Here is a 19244-nt window from a genome sequence, read left to right as displayed (position 1 = left end):
TGGCGCCCAGAGGAGCAGCAGTCTTGCGCGAGTTCAGCCTTCCGGCCCTGTACGAGGTCCCGTCGGACGGGAACCTGACGGATCTCATCCGCCGCAACGCCGCTCAGCATCCCGACACGGCCGTCATGGCCCGCAAGGTCGACGGCCGGTGGCAGGACGTGACCGCGACCGAGTTCCTCGCCGAGGTCAAGGCCGCGGCCAAGGGCCTGATGGCGGCCGGCGTGCGCCCCGGCGACCGGGTCGCCCTCATTTCCCGCACCCGCTACGAGTGGGTGCTGATCGACTTCGCGATCTGGAGCGCGGGCGGCGTCACCGTTCCCGTGTACGAGACCAGCTCCCCCGAGCAGATCCAGTGGATCCTCGGCGACTCCGGCGCCGTCGCGGCGGTCGTCGAGAGCCCCGGGCACGGCGCGGCCGTGGAAGCCCTGCGGGACAGCCTGCCGGAGCTGCGCGAGGTCTGGGAGATCGAGCGGGGCGCCCTCGACGCGCTGAAGGCCGCGGGCGAGCAGATCACCGACGCCGAGCTCGACGAGCGCAGCAGCCTCGCGGGCGCCGACGACCCGGCCACCATCGTCTACACCTCCGGCACCACCGGCCGCCCCAAGGGCTGCGTGCTGAGCCACCGCAACTTCTTCGCGGAGTGCGGCAACGCGGTCGAGCGGCTGAAGCCGCTGTTCAAGACCGGCGAGTGCTCGGTGCTCCTCTTCCTGCCGGCCGCGCACGTCTTCGGGCGCCTGGTGGAGGTCGCGGCCGTCCTGGCGCCGATCCGGCTGGGCTGCGTACCGGACATCAAGAACCTGACGGACGAACTCCAGTCCTTCCGGCCCACCCTGATCCTCGGTGTCCCGCGGGTCTTCGAGAAGGTCTACAACTCGGCGCGCGCCAAGGCGCAGGCCGACGGCAAGGGCAAGATCTTCGATGCCGCGGCCGAGACGGCGATCGCGTACAGCCGTGCGCTGGACACCCCGCGCGGCCCGTCCTTCGGGCTGAAGCTCAAGCACAAGCTCTTCACGAAGCTGGTCTACAGCAAGCTGCACGCCGTCCTCGGCGGACGCGGCGAGTACGCGATCTCCGGCGGCGCCCCGCTGGGCGAGCGGCTCGGGCACTTCTTCCGCGGCATCGGCTTCACGGTGCTGGAGGGCTACGGCCTGACCGAGTCCTGCGCGGCGACCACCTTCAACCCGTGGGACAAGCAGAAGATCGGTACGGTCGGCCAGCCCATGCCGGGCTCCGTGGTGCGCATCGCGGACGACGGCGAGGTGCTGCTGCACGGCGAGCAGATCTTCACGGGCTACTGGAAGAACGAGACGGCGACCGCCGAGGCGCTGACCGACGGCTGGTTCCACACCGGCGACGTCGGCACCCTCGACGAGGACGGCTACCTCACGATCACCGGGCGCAAGAAGGAACTCATCGTCACCGCGGGCGGCAAGAACGTCGCGCCCGCCGTGATCGAGGACCGGATCCGGGCGCACGCGCTGGTCGCGGAGTGCATGGTGGTGGGCGACGGACGGCCGTTCGTGGCCGCGCTGGTCACCATCGACGAGGAGTTCCTCGGCCGGTGGGCCGCGGACCACGGGAAGCCGGCCGGTGTCACGGCGGCGGAGCTGCGCGAGGACGCGGAGCTGATCGCCGCCGTCCAGAAGGCCGTGGACGACGGCAACGCGGCGGTTTCCAAGGCGGAATCGGTGCGGAAATTCCGCATTCTGCCCTCCCAGTTCACGGAGGAGTCGGGCCACATCACGCCGTCGCTGAAGCTGAAGCGCAACGTGGTGGCGAAGGACTTCGCGGACGAGATCGAGGCGCTCTACCGGGGCTAGTCCCTGTTAGCGCGGCCCGCGGCCGGAGGCCGCTGTCAGCGGGGGTCGGCGAGGACCCGCGCCATGTTCCGCTCGGCGAGGGCGGTGATCGTCACGAACGGGTTCACGCCGAGCGAGCCGGGGACCAGCGAGCCGTCGACCACGTACAGCCCCTGGTAGCCCTTGACCCGGCCGTACGCGTCGGTGGCGTCGCCGAGGACGCAGCCGCCCAGCGGGTGGTACGTGAAGTTGTCGGCGAAGGCCCGGTTGCCGCCGAAGAGGTCGTACCGGTAGATGGTGAAGTTCCGCCGGTTGATGCGGTCGAAGAGGTTCTTGGCCGCGTTGACCGCGGGGCTGTTCTGGTCCCGCCGCCAGTTGAGGCGGGCGGAGTCGGTGGCGGCGTCGTAGCTGAAGTGCCCCCGCTCCGGGTTCCTGGTGATGGCCAGGTACATCGAGATCCAGTGCTCCAGCCCCATGGGCAGCGGGGCTATCTCGGCGAAGACCGGGTTCGCTGCGTTGTCCCAGTCGTCGATGCCCAGGGCGGGCATGGTGGCCTGGTCGGCGCCGACGGTGTCCCACAGATGGTTGGCGCGGGCGGTCATGACGTTGCCGTTGGGCCCCCAGCCGAGCCCGACCTTCTCGCTGAGCGCCGGCAGCGCCCCGGTCTCGCGGGCCCGCAGCAGGATCTCGGTCGTCCCCAGGCTCCCCGCCCCGAGGAAGAGCTGCTCGCAGCCGAGTTCGCGCACCTGGGTGACCCGGCCGGAGACATCGCTGGTCCGTACGGTCAGCACGTACCCGCCGGCCGGGTCCGGGCGTACGCCGACCACGCGCTGCATGGTCTCGATGGTGACGTTGCCGGTGCCGAGGGCGGCCGCCAGGTAGGTCTTGTCGACGCTCTTCTTCCCGTGGTTGTTGCCGTAGATGACCTCGCCCGCGAGCGCCGACCTGACCGCGGTGCCGGCCGCCTCGCGCTTCATGTACGCGAAGTCGTAGACGTTGGGGACGAAGACGGTCTTCAGGCCGGTGTTGTGGGCGTGCTTGCGGGAGATCCGCGCGAAGCGGTACCAGGGCGTGGACTCGAACCAGGCCGGGTCGATGTCGTTGACGCCGAGCATGGCGCGGGCGCGGGGGAAGTACGTGCCGTACATCTCGTCGGCGTCGACCTGGGGCAGCACCTCGGAGAAGTACGAGCGCCTGGGCGTCGGCGCCATGCCGCCGTTGACGAGCGATCCGCCCCCGACTCCCCGCCCCACGTACACGGACATGTCGCCGTAGTTCACGCGGTCGAGGACGCCCGGGTACGGGCTGATGTCGCGGTTGACCACGTCGAGCCAGAGGAACTGGGCGAGCGGGGCCTCGGTGCGCGTACGGAACCACATGGAGCGGTGGTCGGGCGCCGAGGTGGAGGGGAAGACCTTGCCGTCGGGTCCGGGGGTGTCCCAGAGCCGGCCCATTTCGAGGACGACGGTACGCACGCCCGCCTGGCCCAGGCGCAGGGCGGCGACGGCGGAACCGTAGCCGGAGCCGACGACGATCGCGGGCGCGTAGGGGGCTGCACCCGGCTCGACGGCGGAGGCGGAGGCCAGGCCGATCCGTGTGAAGCCGAGGGCGGCGGCGGTCTGGAGGGCGGCCAGTCCGAGGACATGACGGCGCGTCAGATTTGGTGTCATGGGCGCATCATGGGCGGAATCCGACCTTCCGGCCAGACGCCGTCCTGACAGGTATCTGCGGCACAGTCAGCCGTGGCTGCGCGGGTTCCGCTGCGCGGGTTCCGCTGCGCGGAGCCGGTCCCCGCTCTCCATTTCCCGGGGCTCCGCCCCGGACCCCGCTCCTCAAACGCCGGAGGGGCTGATTTTTCAGCCCCGACGGCTACAGCAGCGCGTGCAGGCGGTCGGCCAAAAGGTCCCAGCGCCACTTCTCCTCGACCCACACCCGCCCGGCGGAGCCCATCCGTTCCCGCAGGGCCGGGTCCTGCAGCAGGACTGCGATCCGCTCGGCCGCGTCAGCGGGGTCGCCGCCCCGGACCACCCAGCCCGTCTCGCCGTCCAGCACCGCGTCCGGCGCCCCGCCGGAGTCGCCCGCGACCACCGGCAGGCCCGTCGCCGAGGCCTCCAGGTAGACGATCCCGAGGCCCTCCACGTCCAGCCCGCCCCGCCGGGTCCGGCACGGCATCGCGAAGACGTCCCCCGCGCCGTAGTGGGCGGGCAGTTCCGCCCACGGGACGGCTCCCGTGAAGACCACCGAGTCCGCGACGCCCGTCGCCTCCGCGAGCGCCCGCAGGTCCGCCTCGTACGGACCGCCCCCCACGATCAGCAGCACCGCGTCCGGCACCGCCGCCAGGATCCGCGGCATCGCCTCGATCAGCGTGTCCTGCCCCTTGCGCGGCACCAGCCGCGAGACGCAGACGACCACCGGCCGGTCGGTCAGCCCGAGCCGGGCCCGGACCTCCGCGCCGCCCGAGCCCGGGTGGAAGGTCTTCTCGTCCACCCCCGGCGGGAGTTGCGTCATCCGCGCCGCCGCCCGGTCCGTCACCGCGGAGGCGATCCGCGAGCGGGTGTACTCCCCCAGGTAGGTCAGCGTGTCGGTGCCCTCGCCGATCCGCCGCAGCAGCTGGCGCGCCGCGGGCAGCTGGGCCCAGCCCGCCTCGTGCCCGTGCGTGGTCGCCACGATCCGCCGGGCGCCCGCCCGGCGCAGCGCCGGGCCCATCAGCCCGAGCGGGGCCGCCGCCCCGAACCACACGGACTCGCAGCCGTGTTCGCGCAGCAGTCCCACCGCCCGCCGCGTCACGCGCGGGGTCGGCAGCAGCATCGTCGTACGGTCGCGCACGACCTGGAAGGGCTGTTCGGCGTCGAAGGCGGCGGTGGCCTCGCGGCCCTCCGCGCTGTGCTTCCAGGTGGAGGCATACACGACGATCCGGTCGGGATCCAGCCGCAGCGCCATGTTGTGCAGGAAGGCCTGGATGCCGCCCGGTCGCGGCGGGAAGTCGTTGGTCACGATCAGCGTCTTGTGCATCGCCTGCCAACGTACCGGACGAGCGGGCTCAGCCCAGCTCTGCCCGCAGCGCATCCTGCCAGGCCTCCGTCAGCGCGGCCGGGTCCACGCCCAGGGCCTCGTCCAGCGCGGTCGGCCACGGCTCGCGGCCCGCCCTTTCGTACAGGTCGACCAGGGCCGCCTCGCCCCACCGCCCCGCGATCATCCGGCAGGCCAGCCAGGACCCCTCGTACGCCCGGGCCACCGCGTCCGGGTCGCCGCCGAAGGCGAAGGCCTCCGTCGGGGGGAGCCCGGCGGGCAGCTCACCCCGGCGCACCGCCCGGGCCAGCGCCGGGGCGGCCTGCTCCGGGGTGCTGGAGGTGCCGCGGTACGCCGCCCAGTCCGCGAAGCCCTCGGAGAGCCACAGCGGGGTCGTGGCGGTGGTCGCCGCCCGGGTGGCGACGTGCGTGACCTCGTGGGTCAGGACGACCCGCCGGCCCGGCCCGCTCAGCTCCGCGTACCCCTCCGGGTTGATGACCACGCGGTCGGCGGGGCCGGTGCCCGCGCCCACCCGGCCGGTGGTGACGGCGCCCAGGCCCCGGTAGTCCTCGGCGGGCCGGCCCAGCAGCTGCGCCATCCGCTCCAGGGAGCCGGGGACCAGCACCACCACCCGCCCCGCCCACGGCCGCGGCCACGCCTCGCCCGCCGCGGGCACGGCACGGTCGGCCTCGGCGGCGACCTCGGCGAGCGTCTCCTGGCCGGCGGAGCCCAGCACCAGCGCGTACGTGCCCCGGACCACCGTCACCGCGCCCTGGTCCCACAGCTGCGGCAGCGCTCCGGGCGCCGGGCGGTCGGAGCGGACCTGCCAGGTCCCGCCGTCCAGAGCCAGTTCGAGTGCGCGCTCCGAGTCCGCGGGGGCCGCGTCGTAGCCGGCCAGCCGGTAGCGCAGCCGGGCCCGTACGGAGGCCCGTACGCCGTCCCGGCGCACCGAGGCGACCTCGTAGGCCCAGTCCTCCAGCGGGATCCCGGCGAGCCGCTCGGGCGGCGTCCGGGACCAGTCCGCCACCGCCCGCCGGACGTCCCGCTCGGCGGCGTCGGCCGGGGGCCGCCCGCCGCCGCACCCCGCCGGCAGCAGGAGGCACAGCAGGAGCGGCAGCACGCGCAGCGGCGACGGCACGCGCGGTGGACGGGGACCCGGGAGCATCAGCCGATCGTACGCACGGGCCCGGCCGGGCCCGTTCTGGCCCTGGCCAGGGTCACGGCCGGGGTCAGAGCCGGCGCCAGGATCAGGGCCGGGTCACCGAGGAGACCGGCATCATCCCGACCGGGTCGTACCGCACCCGGGCCCCCGGGTACGGGGCGTGCACCACCTGGCCGTTGCCCACGTACATGCCGACGTGGCTGGCGTCCGAGCGGTACGTCACCAGGTCGCCCGGCTGCGCCTGCGACAGCGGGACCTGGCGTCCCGCGTGCCGCTGGGCCTGCGAGGTGCGCGGCAGGGCGACGCCCGCCTGCCGGTACGACCACACCATCAGCCCGGAGCAGTCGAAACCGGACGGGCCGGTGGAGCCCCATACGTAGGGCCTGCCGACCGCCGCCCGGGCCGCCATCACCGCGGTCGCGGCGCGCCCCGAGGAGGGCCCGGCGGAGGGCGGGTCGGGCAGCCCGTCGGCGCGGCCGCCGGAGCGCGAGGCGCGCTCGAAGTCGGCCCGCTCCTCGGAGGGCATGGCGTTGAGCAGCCGCCGGGCGGCCGCGAGCTTCGCCGTGACGGAGCGCTTGTGCTTGGCCACGTCGGCGCGCAGCGCGTCGAGTTCGGCGAGCTTGTGGGAGGCCTCGCGGCGTTCCTGGCCGAGGCGGCGCTGCTCCTCCCGCAGTTCGTCGAGCTGCCGGGCCTGGCGGCCGGTGAGCCGGTCCAGGACGGCGGCCCGTTCGAGGTAGTCGTCGGGGTTCTCCGACAGCATCAGCCCGACGGTGGGGTCGATGCCGCCGCTGCGGTACTGGGCTCCGGCGAAGGTGCCGAGGACGCCCCGCATGGTGTTGATGCGGTCCTGCCCGCGGGCCACCGCGTCCTGGGCCCGGCTGACTTCGGCGCGGAGCCGGTCGGCCTTCTCGCCGGCCTCGTTGAAGCGTTCGGTGGCCTGTTCGGCCTCCTCGAAGAGCCGGTCGACCTGCGCGCGGGCGCCGGCCGGGGGCTCGTACGGCAGGCCGGGGGCCGCGCCCGCGGGTGCGCCCGTCATGGCGACGGCGGCGCCGGCCGCCGCGGCGGTGAGGACGGTGACCTTCGTGTTCCGGTCGAGGCCGCTGAGGCCGGGCCGGCGATGGGACGCCACGTGAAACCGCTCCCTTCCGCTGCGCGTGACCCGGGTCCGCCCCCCGTGGACGGCCGTGTGCCGGGTTGCGCGCTGGCAGACAGTAACCGCATGGCCACGCACCGGCCAACGACCGCGGGAGGGCACGCACAGCGACGCCCCGCAGGAGACGCAGGTCACCGGCGGGGCGTGCGGTCGCGGCGCGGCCCGGTAATTCGCCCGGATGGGCGGTGTGCGGCGCGTCCTCGACCGGGGGGTCTACTCGGAGATCAGATGCGGACGCCGAACTGGTACGGCATGTTGTCCATCGACTCGTACTTGACGCCGCCGCGCGGATTGGAGGCGTGCAGCGTCATGTTGTTGCCCGCGTACAGGCCGACGTGGTGCAGGTCCCCGTAGAAGAAGACCAGGTCACCGGGCTGGAGCTCGCTGCGGCTGACGCGCCTGCCCTCTTCCGCCTGGGTGTACGTCGTGCGGCTGACACTGACGCCTGCCTGCTTGTAGGCCCACTGGACGAGCCCGGAGCAGTCGTACGCGCTGGGGCCGGTGGCGCCCATGACGTAGGCGGCGCCGAGCTTGGTCTTGGCCGCCTCCAGGGCGGCGCCGGCACGGCCGGAGGCCTTCACGTTGCCGAGGTCGACGCGCTGGCTGTCGCTGCGGCTGGCCCGCGCCTCCTCGTCCTTGAGCGCGGCGCGCTCCTGCGCGGTCAGGGTGTTGAGCAGGGCCTGGGCCTCGCCGAGCTTGTCCTGCGCGGCCTTCTTCTTCTCGCCGAGCTCCTTGCGGGTGGCGTCGAGGTCGGCGAGCTTGCCGGAGGCCTCCTGGCGCTGCTGCGCGAGGCTGCGCTGCTTGGCCTGGATCTTCTGGACCGCTTCGACCTGCTTGCCGCTCAGGTGCTCCAGGCTGGAGGCCTTGTCGAGGTAGCTGTCGGGGTCGGCGGAGAGGAAGAGGGCGAGGGACTGGTCTATGCCGCCGTTGCGGTACTGGGCGCTGGCCATCGAACCGAGCGCGTTGCGCAGCTCGTTGAGGTCGCCCTGGCCGCGCGCGACCTGGTCCTGGAGCTGCCCGATCTCCTTCTCGAGCTTCTCCTGGCGTTCCTTGGCCCCGTTGAACTTCTCGGTGGCCTGCTCCGCCTCTTCGTAGAGCGCGTCGACCTGAGCCTTGACCTCGTCCTTGCCCGGCTTGGCCGGAGCGGCGGAGGCGCCCTGGGCGGAGAGTGCGACGGCCGCGGCCGCCGTGGCGGTCAGGACGGTCACACGAGCGCGGTTCGGCTGCTTGGGTCGACGGTGGGACGCCACGAAGGCGATCTCCTTCTTCCTGGAGCCGCCGAAGAACGCAACTCGGCAGCACCTCCGCCGCCACCCCGAATGAGTGATCTACCGCACGAAGGTTTGAGCAGACCCTAGTGACCCCGCCGTGATCAGTTCAAATCCTCACGCGAAAAAACTGACCCTCCTACGGGCTTCTTTACCTACAGCGCACGCTCCGTACCGGGCACTTGACGGTACGTCCTCCATCCATCCGGCCAATTCCGGCATTCGGGCCAGGAGTTACGAAACGCGCGAAAGCCGCTTCAGCAACAAGGCGGACGTCACCGGCCGCGCCCCCGCCTTGGCCACCCCGTCGGCGACCTCCCGGTCCGTGGAGACCACCACCACCGGCCTGCCGGGCGGCTCGGCCCGCACCAGCTGGCGGATCAGCTCGTCCGCCGTCACCCCAGCCTTGGAGAACAGCACCCGCACCCCGCGCGGCGGCGCCAGCAGCACCGGGGCCGCCAGCTCCGCCCCGTCGAACACACAGGTCATCTCCGCGCCCGTCTGCGCGGCCAGCATCGACAGCCCGCCCAGCAGCCGCAGCCGCTGCTTCTCCAGCGGCATCGTCGGATAGCCGGTCTTCGTCACGTTGTAGCCGTCGACCACCAGATGGGCCTGAGGCAGCGCCAACAACTGGTCCAGCAGCGCCGGATCGGTCTCGGACAGCGCCCGGGCCGCGATGTCCTTCGGCGTCATCCGGCCCGGCTCCACCGCTTCCACGGTGTCGGCCGGACGGGTCGACACCGGCGGCAGCGCCAGCTCGCGGCGCAGCCCCTGCGCCGCGTCCAGCACGGTGTCCAGCAGCAGCCGCAGCCGCATGTCCTCGATGCTGCGCCCCTCGCGGGTGGCCCGGCGCGAGGCCTCCAGCGCCGTCTCCACCTCCGCCAGACGCGACTTGAGCCGCCGGCTCTCGCTCTCGGCGGTCGTCACCCGGGTGGCCGCGTCCTGGCGGATCCCGTCGACCTCGGCGTTCAGCTTGCGCAGGGCCGCCTCACCGCGCTTGACGTCGCTGAGGGCGCTGCGCAGCTTGCGCTGAAGCGATTCGGCTTCCTTGCGGGCCGCGTCCAGCTCGGCCCGCACCTGCTCGCCGCCCGTGCGCTGCAGCTCCCGTACGTGGGCCAGCTCCTCGCGCAGCCGGTCCAGCTCGCGCCGGGTCTCCTCGCCGATCCGCTCGGCGTCGGCGCGCTGCGCCTCCTCGCCCGCGGCGGCCACCAGCTTCACCCAGCCGACCGGCCGCAGCACGTACGCGGCGGCCGCCACGTCCAGCGGGTCCGCGGCGGCGGGCGGCGCACCGGACTCGAGCGCCGCGGCCAGGTCCGCCTGCGCCTCGCGCAGCTTCTCCGCGACCCTGCCGCGGAACACGGGGTCGGTCTCGACCGCCGCGGCCATGGCGTTGCCCGCGAACTTGGCGCGCCGGGTCGGGGTGAACCGGGCGTACTGGCGCAGCTGCGCCGGGAGGTCCGCGACCGTCAGTCCGCCGAAGGCGTCCGAGACGAGCGCGACGACCCTGCGCCGCACGCCTTCCGGCAGCGGGCGGTCGAGCACCTCGGCGGCGTCGCCGGCCGGTTCGGCCGGCTCAGCGCCGCTTGCTGGCTCCACAATCCGTCACCCCTACCGTGTTCTACCTGTGGACGCGGCTCCCTCAGGAGTCCGCGCCCGGCCTGTCCACGAGCTCGATCTGGTCCACCGCGTTGCACCAGCGGCAGCGGACCGACTCGATGGTCTCATTGACCACCTCGCGCTCCTCGACCTTGGGCTCCCCGGCGAGGTCCAGGTGGACGTACTCCACGACCTTCGACGAACGGGTGACGTCGAAGCGCGTGAGGTTGCCGCACAGGGTGCAGCGCCACCGGGTGGTGTCGGTCGGCAGGGGAACCGTCATCAGGCCGCTCTCTCCTTCGTAGCTGATTCAATTAAAGCCGCCCGCGGCGCCGTACGCGTCGCCCAGCGGACCGCAGCTCGTAACCCTACGGCCTGCCACCGCTTCAGGTGGGCCCGGTTGCGTCATGATCAGTCGCATGATCGTAAGGTGGCAGGCCGTCCGCGAGGCCGCCCGGGGACCGGTGGTCACCCACGCGCTGATCGCCGGCTGCTGTGTCGTGTTCCTGCTCGGCCCCGCCTCGGGACTGAACCCGGCCTACGGGACGGGCGAGGACCTGCTGTCCTCGGGGACGGCGTACTTCCGGCGCTGGGGCGTGGTCCCGGACGAACTCTTCACGGACACCCCGCGCGCCTGGCTGACACCCCTGACCGCGCTGTTCGTCCACGGCAGCTGGCTGCACCTGCTCGGGAACATGCTCTTCCTCTACGTCTTCGGCGCGATGACGGAGGAGCGGATGGGCCGCGCGCCCTTCCTCGTCTTCTACGTCTGTACGGGATACCTCGCCCTGGCCGCGTACGCGGCGGCCAACGCCTCCTCGGACCAGACCCTGGTCGGTGCGTCCGGGGCGATCTCGGCGGTCCTGGGCGCGTTCCTGTGCCTGCTCCCGCGGGCCAGGGTGACGAGCCTGTTCCCGTTCCTGTTCTTCCTGCCGCTGCGGTTCCCGGCGTGGATCGTTCTGCTGTTCTGGTTCGCCCTGCAATGGGTGGCGGCGCACCGCGCGGACAGCGGACCCGGTGTCGCCTATCTGGCCCACCTGGTGGGGTTCTCGCTCGGCTTCGTCTACGCGTGGGGCCGTTATCGGCGTACGACTAGAGTGAGGCGACCAGTGACTGCCGGCGAGGGAGACAGCCAACCGTGATCACCGCGATCGTGCTCATCAAGACCAGCGTGGACCGCATCCCCGAGATCGCCGAGGCCATCGCCGCGCTGGACAGCGTCAGCGAGGTCTACTCCGTCACGGGTACCTACGACCTCATCGCACTGGTCCGCGTGGCCCGCCACGAGAACCTGGCGGACATCATCCCCGGCCGCATCAGCAAGATCCCGGGCGTCGAGGCGACGGACACGCACGTGGCGTTCCGCACGTACTCCCAGCACGACCTGGAAGCGGCGTTCGCCATCGGTCTCGACGCCTGACGCCTGACGCCTCCGGCGCGGGTCCGCCGGGCCGGCCCCGGCCCCGGCCCCGCCACGGCCCGGCTCCGGAAGCGGAACCCCGCCCCCCGTTCGCCTCAAACGCCGGCGGGGCTGGAAATGTGCCCTCGGGCCTCGCCGGCCAAGCCCTGGCCGCACAGCCGGGTGACCCCGCCGGGGCGGAATCTCGGCCGCTGGGCCTGTCCGCGGTGGCCCTCCGGGACGTCTCCTCGGCTCGCGCACTGAGCCCAACTCCACGCCATCAGGCCGGTTGCGCGCTCGTCCTGCGGGGACGTCCCTGCGCGCCCCCGCTCCCCCACCCGGCCAGGGTGCCCGGCCTCGCCACCGGAGTCGGCCGTGGGGTGGGGACGCGCAGGAGTGTCCCCGCAGGACGAGCGCGCAACCCGGGCCGCACCCGCGCAGCTTGGCCTCAGTGCGCGAGCCGAGGAGACACTCCGGAGCGGCCCCGCCCCACACCCAAGGCCAAACCCAGCCCCGCCGGCGCTTGAGGCGCGGGGCCTGGGGCAGAGCCCCAGCAACGGCACCGCACCCAGCCAAGCCCCCCGCAGGGGCAGCGGCAGGGGTCAGACCGCCGGAACGCAGCGGCCCTCTTCGGTGCGGTACTGCCACTTCGCTCCGTCCGCGACGAGCTCCCTCACCGCGCGGACGAAGCGGTCCACGTGCTCGTCGGGGGTGCCGGCGCCGAAGCTGACGCGGATCGCGTTGAGGGAGCGTTCGCCCGGCGCCGCCTCCGGCGCACCGCACTCGCCCTGGGCCTGCGGCTCGCTGCCCAGCAGGGTGCGGACCAGCGGGTGGGCGCAGAACAGGCCGTCGCGGACGCCGATGCCGTACTCGGCGGACAGCGCGGCCGCGAAGTGCGAGCTGTTCCAGCCGTCCACCACGAAGGAGATGACGCCGACGCGCGGGGCGTCGTCCCCGAAGAGGGACAGGACGCGGACCGCCGGGACCTCCGCCAGGCCGTCGCGGACCTTGCCGATGAGGTGGCGCTCGCGGGCGACGAGGCCGTCGAACCCGGCCTCGGTCAGGGCCTTGCAGGCGGAGGCGATGGAGTAGACGCCGATGACGTTCGGGGAGCCGGCCTCGTGGCGGGCGGCCGTGGTGTGCCACTCGACGTCCACGCCGCCGTCCTCGCGCCGGGCCACCTTGCGGGAGGCGCCGCCGCCCGCGAGGTACGGCTCTGCCTCCTGGAGCCAGTCCGCGCGGCCGGCCAGGACGCCCGAGCCGAAGGGCGCGTAGATCTTGTGTCCGGAGAAGGCGACCCAGTCCACGTCCAGGTCCTGGACCGAGACGGGGTGGTGCGGGGCCAACTGGGCGGCGTCCAGGACGATCCGTGCGCCGTGGGCGTGCGCGGCGGCGGCGAGCTCCTTGACCGGCCACAGCTCACCGGTGACGTTGGACGCCCCGGTGACGCAGACCAGGGCCGGGCCGTAAGGCTCGCGGTCGGCCAGCGCCCGCTCCAGGGTGGCGACGGCCTCGTCGGGGGTGCGGGGGGCGTTGAGGTAGGTGACCCGGGCGTCCGTCCACGGCAGCAGCGAGGCGTGGTGCTCGGTCTCGAAGACGAAGACCTGGCAGTCGGCCGGAAGGGCGGCGGCGAGGAGGTTCAGGGAGTCGGTGGTGGACCGGGTGAAGATCACCTGGTCGGAGGGGCGGCAGTCGAGGAACTCGGCGACCGTGGCCCGGCTCTGCTCGAAGAGGTCGGTGGACAGCTGCGAGAGGTAGCCGGCGCCGCGGTGGACGCTGCCGTAGTACGGGGCGTACGCGGCCACGTCGTCCCAGACCCGCTGGAGCGCCGGGGCGGAGGCCGCGTAGTCGAGGGCCGCGTAGGTGACCTCGCCGCCGGTGACGAGGGGGACGGTGACGTCCCGGCCGAGGACCGGCAGCGGCTCGGCACAGGCCGGGCCCCCGGCTGCGGTGGCGACGGAGGTGGTGGCGCCGGACTTCAGGGACGCGGACAGGGAAGCGGACATGGCGGTATCTCCCGGCAGGCAGGGGTGAATGGCTTCGGTGTGCCCGTACGGGGATACGGCTCTGGAGCCGTCCGGGGTACGGGAAGGTCCTCGGAGCGAACGGGGGTACACGGAAGTGACCCTGTTCCGAGGGTTGAAGAAGGGGCGGAGTCGCCCTATCGCATTCGCTTGCTCACGGAAAACGCTCCTCGAGAGACCAGGACCCCTGGTGTCGAGGGATCCGCGCTTGCCGTAGACCTCACTGCCTACGACCTGGTCATCACCCGGGGCACCCCGCCACGGAAGGAGGGTTGCCGGACAGCAAGCCGGGGCCTAAACGCTGTCACTCGTGACCTGTTCAGCATCCTGCCACAAGATCGCCCCAGCGCAAGACCCCGGTCCGCATCGTGGACCGGGGCCTTGGCCGGAAACGATCAGCAGGGCCGGACACCGCTAGGCGTTGCTCGCCGTCACCCACCGCTCCAGCGCGGCTTGGGCGGCGCCCGAGTCGATGGACTGGGCCGCGCGGGTGATGCCGGCCCGGATCTGCTCCTCCAGCGTGCCCGTGCCCGGGTCCAGCGCCACCAGGGCCGCCGCCGAGTTCAGCAGCACCGCGTCGCGCACCGGGCCGGTCTCGCCCGCCAGCAGGCGGCGGGCCACGTCCGCGTTGTACGAGGGGTCCCCGCCGGCCAGGGCCGAGACGTCGACCAGGTCGATGCCGACGTCACGGGGGTCGAAGGACTGCTCCGAGACCTTCCCGTCGCGGACCCACCAGACGCGCGAGGTCGCCGTCGTGGTCAGTTCGTCCAGGCCGTCGTCACCGCGGAAGACCAGCGCGGACGAGCCCCGCTCGGCGAGCACGCCCGCGATGATCGGGGCCATCCGGGGGTCGGCCACGCCGGTCGCCTGGGCGCGTACCCGGGCCGGGTTGGTCAGCGGGCCCAGCGCGTTGAAGAAGGTCCGGATGCCCAGCTCCTTGCGGGCTCCGGCCACGTGCCGCAGCGCCGGGTGGAACTTCACCGCGAAGCAGAAGGTGATGCCGGCCTCCTCGGCGACCTCCACCACCCGCTCCCGGCTCAGGCCGAGGTTCACCCCGAGCTTCTCCAGGACGTCCGAGGACCCGCTCGCGGAGGAGGCGGCCCGGTTGCCGTGCTTGACCACCTTGGCGCCCGTACCGGCCACCACCACCGACGACATCGTCGAGATGTTCACCGTCTTGGCCCCGTCGCCGCCGGTGCCGACGATGTCCACCGTCCGGCCCGGCACCTCGATCAGGTTGGCGTGTTCGTACATGGCCCGCACCAGGCCGTTGATCTCCGCGACCGTCTCCCCCTTGGCCCGCAGCGCGACCGCGAAGCCGGCGATCTGGGCGTCGGTGGCCTCCCCGCGCATGATCCGGTCCATGGCCCAGGCCGTGTCGTCGGCGCTCAGGTCCCGGCCGGTCAGCAGGGCGTCGAGGACGCCCGGCCAGCTACGGGCCGCCACGCTGTCGCCGCCTGCCGGGGTCACAACGTTCATGGTCCGCTCCTGTGTAGTGGGGGGTTCCACTGCGAATGGGAAGGCCCTCAGCCTATCCAGCCGCGGGGGACGGCAAAGAGCCCCGTCCAGACCCTGGACGGGGCTCTCACCGTGGCGACACCAGGACTGGCCGAAACCAGTCCCTCATGCGTTCAGCAGGGGATCAGTGGTGGCCGTGGCCGCTCTGGATCTCCTTGTACTCCTCCACCGTGGGCTTCGGAATCTGGTTGTTCTCCGCGTAGAAGCCCTTGCTGAGCTTCGCGCGCAGCTTCTCCGTGCCCTTCACCTTGCGCTCGACACCGTTCTCGTCGACCGTCGGGCCGATCTCGATCGGCTGGTACTGCTCGTGCGAGGTGAGCGTGTGCAGCTGGCCCTGCGAGAGCGGTTCGTGGACCTCGACGAACTCACCGTGCGGCAGGCGCTTGATGATTCCGGTCTCGCGACCGTGCAGCACCTTGTCCCGGTCCCGGCGCTGGAGGCCGAGGCAGATCCGCTTGGTGATGATGAAGGCGACGACCGGGACGACGAAGAAGCCGATCCGGACGAACCACGTGATCGCGTTGAGCGAGAGGTGGAAGTACTGCGCGAACATGTCGTTTCCACCGCCGATCAGCAGGACGGCGTACTCCGCCAGGTAGGCGACACCGAAGGCCGTGCGGGTCGGGACGTTGCGCGGGCGGTCCAGGATGTGGTGCTCGCGCTTGTCCCCGGTGATCCAGGACTCGATGAACGGCCAGGCGGCGATCGAGCACAGCACCAGCGGGAAGAGCAGCAGCGGGATGAACACGCCCAGGACGAGCGTGTGGCCCCACAGGTTGATCTCCCAGCCGGGCATGGCTCGGATCAGGCCTTCCGGCATACCCATGTACCAGTCGGGCTGCGCGCCGGTGGACACGTGGTCCGGGCGGTACGGGCCGAGGGCCCAGATCGGGTTGATCGAGGCCACGGCGGCGATCGCGGTGATGACACCGAAGACCAGGAAGAAGAAGCCTCCGGCCTTGGCGGTGTACACCGGGAGCAGCGGCGTGCCGACGACGTTGTTGTTCGTCTTGCCCGGGCCCGCGAACTGGGTGTGCTTGTGCACCCAGACGAGGGTCAGGTGCGCCACGACCAGGCCGATCATGATGCCGGGCAGCAGCAGGATGTGGAACGAGTAGAACCGTGCGACGAAGTCGCCGCCGGGGAACTCGCCGCCGTAGAGGAAGAACGACAGGTACGTGCCGACGACCGGCACGGACAGGATCGCGCCCTCCATGAAGCGGACACCCGTACCCGAGAGCAGGTCGTCCGGCAGGGAGTAGCCGGTGAAGCCGGTGAACATGCCGATGAACAGCAGCGAGAAACCGAACAGCCAGTTGATCTCGCGCGGCTTGCGGAACGCGCCGGTGAAGAAGACGCGCATCATGTGCACGATCATCGCGGCGATGAAGATCAGTGCCGCCCAGTGGTGGATCTGCCGGATGAGCAGACCGCCGCGGACGTCGAAGCTGATCCGCAGGGTCGAGGCGTAGGCCTCGGACATCTGCACACCCTGCATGGGCACGTACGAGCCGTGGTACACGACCTCGTTCATGCTCGGGTGGAAGAACATCGTCAGGTAGGTACCCGTGAGGATGATGACGATGAAGCTGTACAGGCAGATCTCACCCAGCATGAAGGACCAGTGGTCCGGAAAGATCTTGCGCATGCTGTTCTTGGCCATGCTGTAGATGCCCAGGCGGCCATCCACCCAGTCAGCTACGCGTTCGCCGGCCGGCGCTTGGCGCCCAGTATCAGTGGCGGTGCTCATCCGCGCTCCCAGAAGGCAGGACCGACGGGCTCTTCGAAGTCGCCGAGCGCTTCGAGGAAGCCTTCGTCATTCACGCCGATCCGCAGCTGCGGAAGCGCGTGACCGGCCGGGCCGAAAATGACACGGGCGCCGTCGGAGAGGTCGAAGGTGGACTGGTGGCACGGGCAGAGCACGTGGTGCGTCTGCTGCTCGTACAGGCTGATCGGGCAGCCGACGTGGGTGCAGATCTTCGAGTAGGCCACGATGCCCTCGTGGGACCACTCCAGTTCCTGCTTGTCCTTGATGTCCTCCGGCTTGATGCGGACGATCATCAGGGCGGCCTTGGCGATCTGGATCTGGAAGTCGTGCTGTTCCTCTTCCAGGCCCTCGGGCATGGCGAAGGTCAGCGAACCGACGATGACGTCCTCGGGACGCAGCGGCTCCATCGTGTTCTGGTTGATGAGCAGCTTGCCCTTGGCCCACAGGGTCTTGCGGAGCTTGTCCTCGGGCAGCGGGCCCAGGTCGCGCAGGATGACGATGCCGGAGAGCGGCACCAGGGCCAGCGCGCCGAGCATCGTGTTCCGGATCAGCGGGCGGCGGGCGATGGTCGACTCGTCCGTACCGGCCCGGAAGTCGCTCATGACCTGGGCCTTGACCTCAGCGGAGGCGCCCATGGCGTGCCGCTCGTCGGCGATCTCCACGTCGGACATCAGGGTGCGGGCCCAGTGGACCGCGCCCGCGCCGATGAGGAAGAGCGCCAGGCCCAGCGTCATACCGAGGCTGAAGTTGAGCGCGCTCACCTTCCCGATGGGGAAGATGTACACGATCTTGTCGATCGGGATGGCCACGAAGGCGGCGATGAAGCCGATCGTGGACAGCATCGACAGCGTGAACATCATGGCGACGGTGCGCTCGGAGCGCTTGGCGGCCGCCTCGTCGATGTCCTGGATGCGCGGCCGGTGGGCCGGCATGCCCGGGTCGGCGAACGGATCGTCCGCGACCGCTACGGCACCGTGGTGCGCGTCGCCCTGCTCACTCGGCAGGTGCTTCTCTTCGGGAATGTCTTGGCTACTCATGACTTCTTGGCCTTAGCGGTGTGGGCCGCGACCCAGACGGCGACAGCGATCAGCGCACCCAGACCGAAGATCCAGCCGAACAGACCCTCGGAAACGGGGCCGAGGCCGCCGAGCTTGAGGCCACCGGGGTTCGTCGACTTTTCGCCGTTCACGTTCTGGAGGTACGCGATGATGTCCTTCTTCTCCTTCTCCGGCATGGTGCTGTCCGGGAAGGAGGGCATGTTCTGCGGGCCGGTGAGCATGGCCTCGTAGATGACCTTCGGCTCTACGCCCTCGAGGTTCGGGGCGTACTTGCCGTCCGTCAGCGCGCCGCCCTCACCGGTGAAGTTGTGACACTGCGCGCAGTTGTTGCGGAACAGCTCACCACCATTGGCGATGTCGGCACCGGCCGGGTCGAACTGCTTCTCGGTCGGCACGCTCGGGCCGGCACCCAGGGACGCGATGTACGCGGCCAGCTGGTCGATCTGCTCCTGCGAGTAGATCTTGGGCTTCTTCGGCACCTGGACGCCGGGCTGCTGGGCGGGCATGCGGCCCGTGCTCACCTGGAAGTCGACGGCTGCGGCGCCGACCCCGACCAGGCTCGGGCCGTCAGAGGAACCCTGACCGCCGGTTCCGTGGCAGCTTGCGCAACCCACGGCGTACAGCTTCTTGCCCTCCTCGATGGCGAGGGACTGGGCGGTTTCATCGGCCTGCGCCTTGCCTGCGGGCGCGAAGGCGGCGTACAGCCCCCCAGTGGCCGCCAGCGCGAGGAGTAGAACGACGACCGCCGCCAGCGGATGGCGTCGTCGTGCGGAGAGCTTTTTCACGGATTACCCCGGTGTCAGGATCTTCTGCGTCGGTGTTTCTGGATGGAGTGCCGGGACCTGCCCGGTGACGTGTTCGCTACTTGATCAGGTAGATCGTCGCGAAGAGGCCGATCCAGACGACATCGACGAAGTGCCAGTAGTAGGACACGACGATGGCCGACGTGGCCTGTTCGTGGGTGAACCTCTTGGCCGCGTACGTCCGGCCGAGGACCAGCAGGAAGGCAATGAGACCGCCCGTCACGTGCAGTCCGTGGAAGCCGGTGGTCAAGTAGAAGACCGAGCCGTACGGACCGGACGAGAGGCTCATGCCCTCGTGCTTGACCAGCTCGGTGTACTCGAACACCTGGCCGCCAATGAAGATCGCACCCATGACGAACGTGATGATGAACCACGTCCGGAGCTTCTTCACGTCACCGCGCTCGGCGGCGAATACGCCGAGCTGGCAGGTGAGCGAGGAAAGCACCAGGATCGTGGTGTTCGTCGCCGAGAAGGGCAGGTTCAAGGCCGAGGCCTCGGCTGTCCAGTACTCGGCGCCCATCACGGATCGCAGGGTGAAGTACATCGCGAAGAGGGCCGCGAAGAACATCAGCTCGGAACTCAACCAGATGATGGTTCCGACGCTGACGAGGTTCGGCCTGTTGACCGTCGGGTGCGCGTGCCCGGTATCTACTGTCGTTGCTGTCGCCACGACCGACATTATGTCGG

General features: G+C 71.2%; 16 protein-coding genes and 1 riboswitch. Of the genes, 3 read left to right on the top strand and 13 right to left on the bottom strand.

Annotated features, from left to right (window positions below; translation table 11 throughout):
- The first annotated feature begins 23 nt into the window (after positions 1 to 23).
- Positions 24 to 1820, top strand: coding sequence for a long-chain fatty acid--CoA ligase (locus tag OG447_RS15275; RefSeq protein ID WP_266937040.1), 1797 nt, complete (start codon positions 24 to 26; stop codon positions 1818 to 1820).
- Positions 1821 to 1855: 35 nt separating this feature from the next.
- Here OG447_RS15275 and OG447_RS15270 read toward each other — a convergent pair whose 3' ends face one another.
- The 7 genes from OG447_RS15270 to OG447_RS15240 all read right to left on the bottom strand — a co-directional run bounded on the left by OG447_RS15270 (position 1856) and on the right by OG447_RS15240 (position 10270).
- Positions 1856 to 3469, bottom strand: coding sequence for a GMC oxidoreductase (locus OG447_RS15270; RefSeq protein ID WP_266937039.1), 1614 nt, complete (start codon positions 3467 to 3469; stop codon positions 1856 to 1858).
- Positions 3470 to 3668: 199 nt separating this feature from the next.
- Positions 3669 to 4811 (bottom strand): glycosyltransferase family 4 protein, encoded by a 1143-nt coding sequence (locus OG447_RS15265; RefSeq protein ID WP_266937038.1) that lies wholly within the window; start codon positions 4809 to 4811, stop codon positions 3669 to 3671.
- A 28-nt stretch (positions 4812 to 4839) separates the two neighbouring features.
- Entirely contained in the window at positions 4840 to 5973 is a 1134-nt protein-coding gene (locus OG447_RS15260; RefSeq protein WP_266937037.1) for a hypothetical protein, read from the bottom strand.
- Between the two features lie 82 nt (positions 5974 to 6055).
- Positions 6056 to 7099 carry an NlpC/P60 family protein gene (locus OG447_RS15255; RefSeq protein WP_266937035.1) on the bottom strand — a complete coding sequence of 348 codons (1044 nt, stop codon included), beginning with the start codon at positions 7097 to 7099 and terminating at the stop codon, positions 6056 to 6058.
- A 248-nt stretch (positions 7100 to 7347) separates the two neighbouring features.
- Complete coding sequence (locus OG447_RS15250) at positions 7348 to 8373, bottom strand: C40 family peptidase (protein ID WP_266937034.1); 1026 nt, start codon at positions 8371 to 8373, stop codon at positions 7348 to 7350.
- Positions 8374 to 8625: 252 nt separating this feature from the next.
- Entirely contained in the window at positions 8626 to 9990 is a 1365-nt protein-coding gene (locus OG447_RS15245) for an NYN domain-containing protein (RefSeq protein WP_266938888.1), read from the bottom strand.
- Between the two features lie 40 nt (positions 9991 to 10030).
- Positions 10031 to 10270: a hypothetical protein gene (locus OG447_RS15240; protein ID WP_008738811.1), complete on the bottom strand. Its 240-nt coding sequence runs from the start codon at positions 10268 to 10270 to the stop codon at positions 10031 to 10033.
- A 136-nt stretch (positions 10271 to 10406) separates the two neighbouring features.
- Here OG447_RS15240 and OG447_RS15235 point away from each other — a divergent pair, with 136 nt between their 5' ends.
- Both OG447_RS15235 and OG447_RS15230 read left to right on the top strand, forming a co-directional pair.
- Complete coding sequence (locus OG447_RS15235; RefSeq protein ID WP_266937033.1) at positions 10407 to 11129, top strand: rhomboid family intramembrane serine protease; 723 nt, start codon at positions 10407 to 10409, stop codon at positions 11127 to 11129.
- Positions 11126 to 11407 (top strand): Lrp/AsnC ligand binding domain-containing protein, encoded by a 282-nt coding sequence (locus OG447_RS15230; RefSeq protein ID WP_031148522.1) that lies wholly within the window; start codon positions 11126 to 11128, stop codon positions 11405 to 11407. Before OG447_RS15235 ends, OG447_RS15230 begins: the two co-directional genes overlap by 4 nt.
- A gap of 581 nt (positions 11408 to 11988) precedes the next feature.
- On the opposite strand, the gene OG447_RS15225 is transcribed toward OG447_RS15230, so the two are convergent.
- From OG447_RS15225 to OG447_RS15200, 6 genes are all read right to left on the bottom strand, one after another.
- Positions 11989 to 13392, bottom strand: coding sequence for an aminotransferase class V-fold PLP-dependent enzyme (locus OG447_RS15225; protein ID WP_266937032.1), 1404 nt, complete (start codon positions 13390 to 13392; stop codon positions 11989 to 11991).
- Positions 13393 to 13609: 217 nt separating this feature from the next.
- A riboswitch (SAM riboswitch) is annotated at positions 13610 to 13726 on the bottom strand.
- 98 nt (positions 13727 to 13824) lie between these two features.
- Positions 13825 to 14889, bottom strand: a complete 1065-nt coding sequence (gene trpD, locus OG447_RS15220) for an anthranilate phosphoribosyltransferase (RefSeq protein WP_266937031.1) — start codon at positions 14887 to 14889, stop codon at positions 13825 to 13827.
- Positions 14890 to 15052: 163 nt separating this feature from the next.
- On the bottom strand, positions 15053 to 16678 hold the full coding sequence (locus tag OG447_RS15215; protein ID WP_266937030.1) for a ubiquinol-cytochrome c reductase cytochrome b subunit: 1626 nt from the start codon (positions 16676 to 16678) through the stop codon (positions 15053 to 15055).
- Entirely contained in the window at positions 16675 to 17733 is a 1059-nt protein-coding gene (locus OG447_RS15210; protein ID WP_266937029.1) for a ubiquinol-cytochrome c reductase iron-sulfur subunit, read from the bottom strand. The genes OG447_RS15215 and OG447_RS15210 overlap by 4 nt, the downstream gene beginning before the upstream one ends.
- On the bottom strand, positions 17730 to 18539 hold the full coding sequence (locus OG447_RS15205; protein WP_266937028.1) for a c-type cytochrome: 810 nt from the start codon (positions 18537 to 18539) through the stop codon (positions 17730 to 17732). The genes OG447_RS15210 and OG447_RS15205 overlap by 4 nt, the downstream gene beginning before the upstream one ends.
- A 76-nt stretch (positions 18540 to 18615) precedes the next feature.
- The gene (locus tag OG447_RS15200) at positions 18616 to 19236 is read right to left on the bottom strand and encodes a heme-copper oxidase subunit III (RefSeq protein WP_266937027.1); all 621 of its coding nucleotides are present in this window, start codon (positions 19234 to 19236) and stop codon (positions 18616 to 18618) included.
- Positions 19237 to 19244: the final 8 nt, after the last annotated feature.

Source organism: Streptomyces sp. NBC_01408, from assembly GCF_026340255.1.
Classification (GTDB): Bacteria; Actinomycetota; Actinomycetes; order Streptomycetales; family Streptomycetaceae; genus Streptomyces.
This window is presented reverse-complemented; position numbering and strand designations above follow the sequence as displayed.

What these genes read in the sequence shown, in the direction of transcription:
- OG447_RS15270 (WP_266937039.1), bottom strand. Translation starts at nt 3,469, where the DNA reads ATGACACCAAATCTGACGCGCCGTCATGTCCTCGGACTGGCCGCCCTC.
- OG447_RS15265 (WP_266937038.1), bottom strand. Translation starts at nt 4,811, where the DNA reads ATGCACAAGACGCTGATCGTGACCAACGACTTCCCGCCGCGACCGGGC.
- OG447_RS15260 (WP_266937037.1), bottom strand. Translation starts at nt 5,973, where the DNA reads ATGCTCCCGGGTCCCCGTCCACCGCGCGTGCCGTCGCCGCTGCGCGTG.
- OG447_RS15240 (WP_008738811.1), bottom strand. Translation starts at nt 10,270, where the DNA reads ATGACGGTTCCCCTGCCGACCGACACCACCCGGTGGCGCTGCACCCTG.
- OG447_RS15235 (WP_266937033.1), top strand. Translation starts at nt 10,407, where the DNA reads ATGATCGTAAGGTGGCAGGCCGTCCGCGAGGCCGCCCGGGGACCGGTG.
- OG447_RS15225 (WP_266937032.1), bottom strand. Translation starts at nt 13,392, where the DNA reads ATGTCCGCTTCCCTGTCCGCGTCCCTGAAGTCCGGCGCCACCACCTCC.
- trpD (WP_266937031.1), bottom strand. Translation starts at nt 14,889, where the DNA reads ATGAACGTTGTGACCCCGGCAGGCGGCGACAGCGTGGCGGCCCGTAGC.
- OG447_RS15215 (WP_266937030.1), bottom strand. Translation starts at nt 16,678, where the DNA reads ATGAGCACCGCCACTGATACTGGGCGCCAAGCGCCGGCCGGCGAACGC.
- OG447_RS15210 (WP_266937029.1), bottom strand. Translation starts at nt 17,733, where the DNA reads ATGAGTAGCCAAGACATTCCCGAAGAGAAGCACCTGCCGAGTGAGCAG.
- OG447_RS15200 (WP_266937027.1), bottom strand. Translation starts at nt 19,236, where the DNA reads ATGTCGGTCGTGGCGACAGCAACGACAGTAGATACCGGGCACGCGCAC.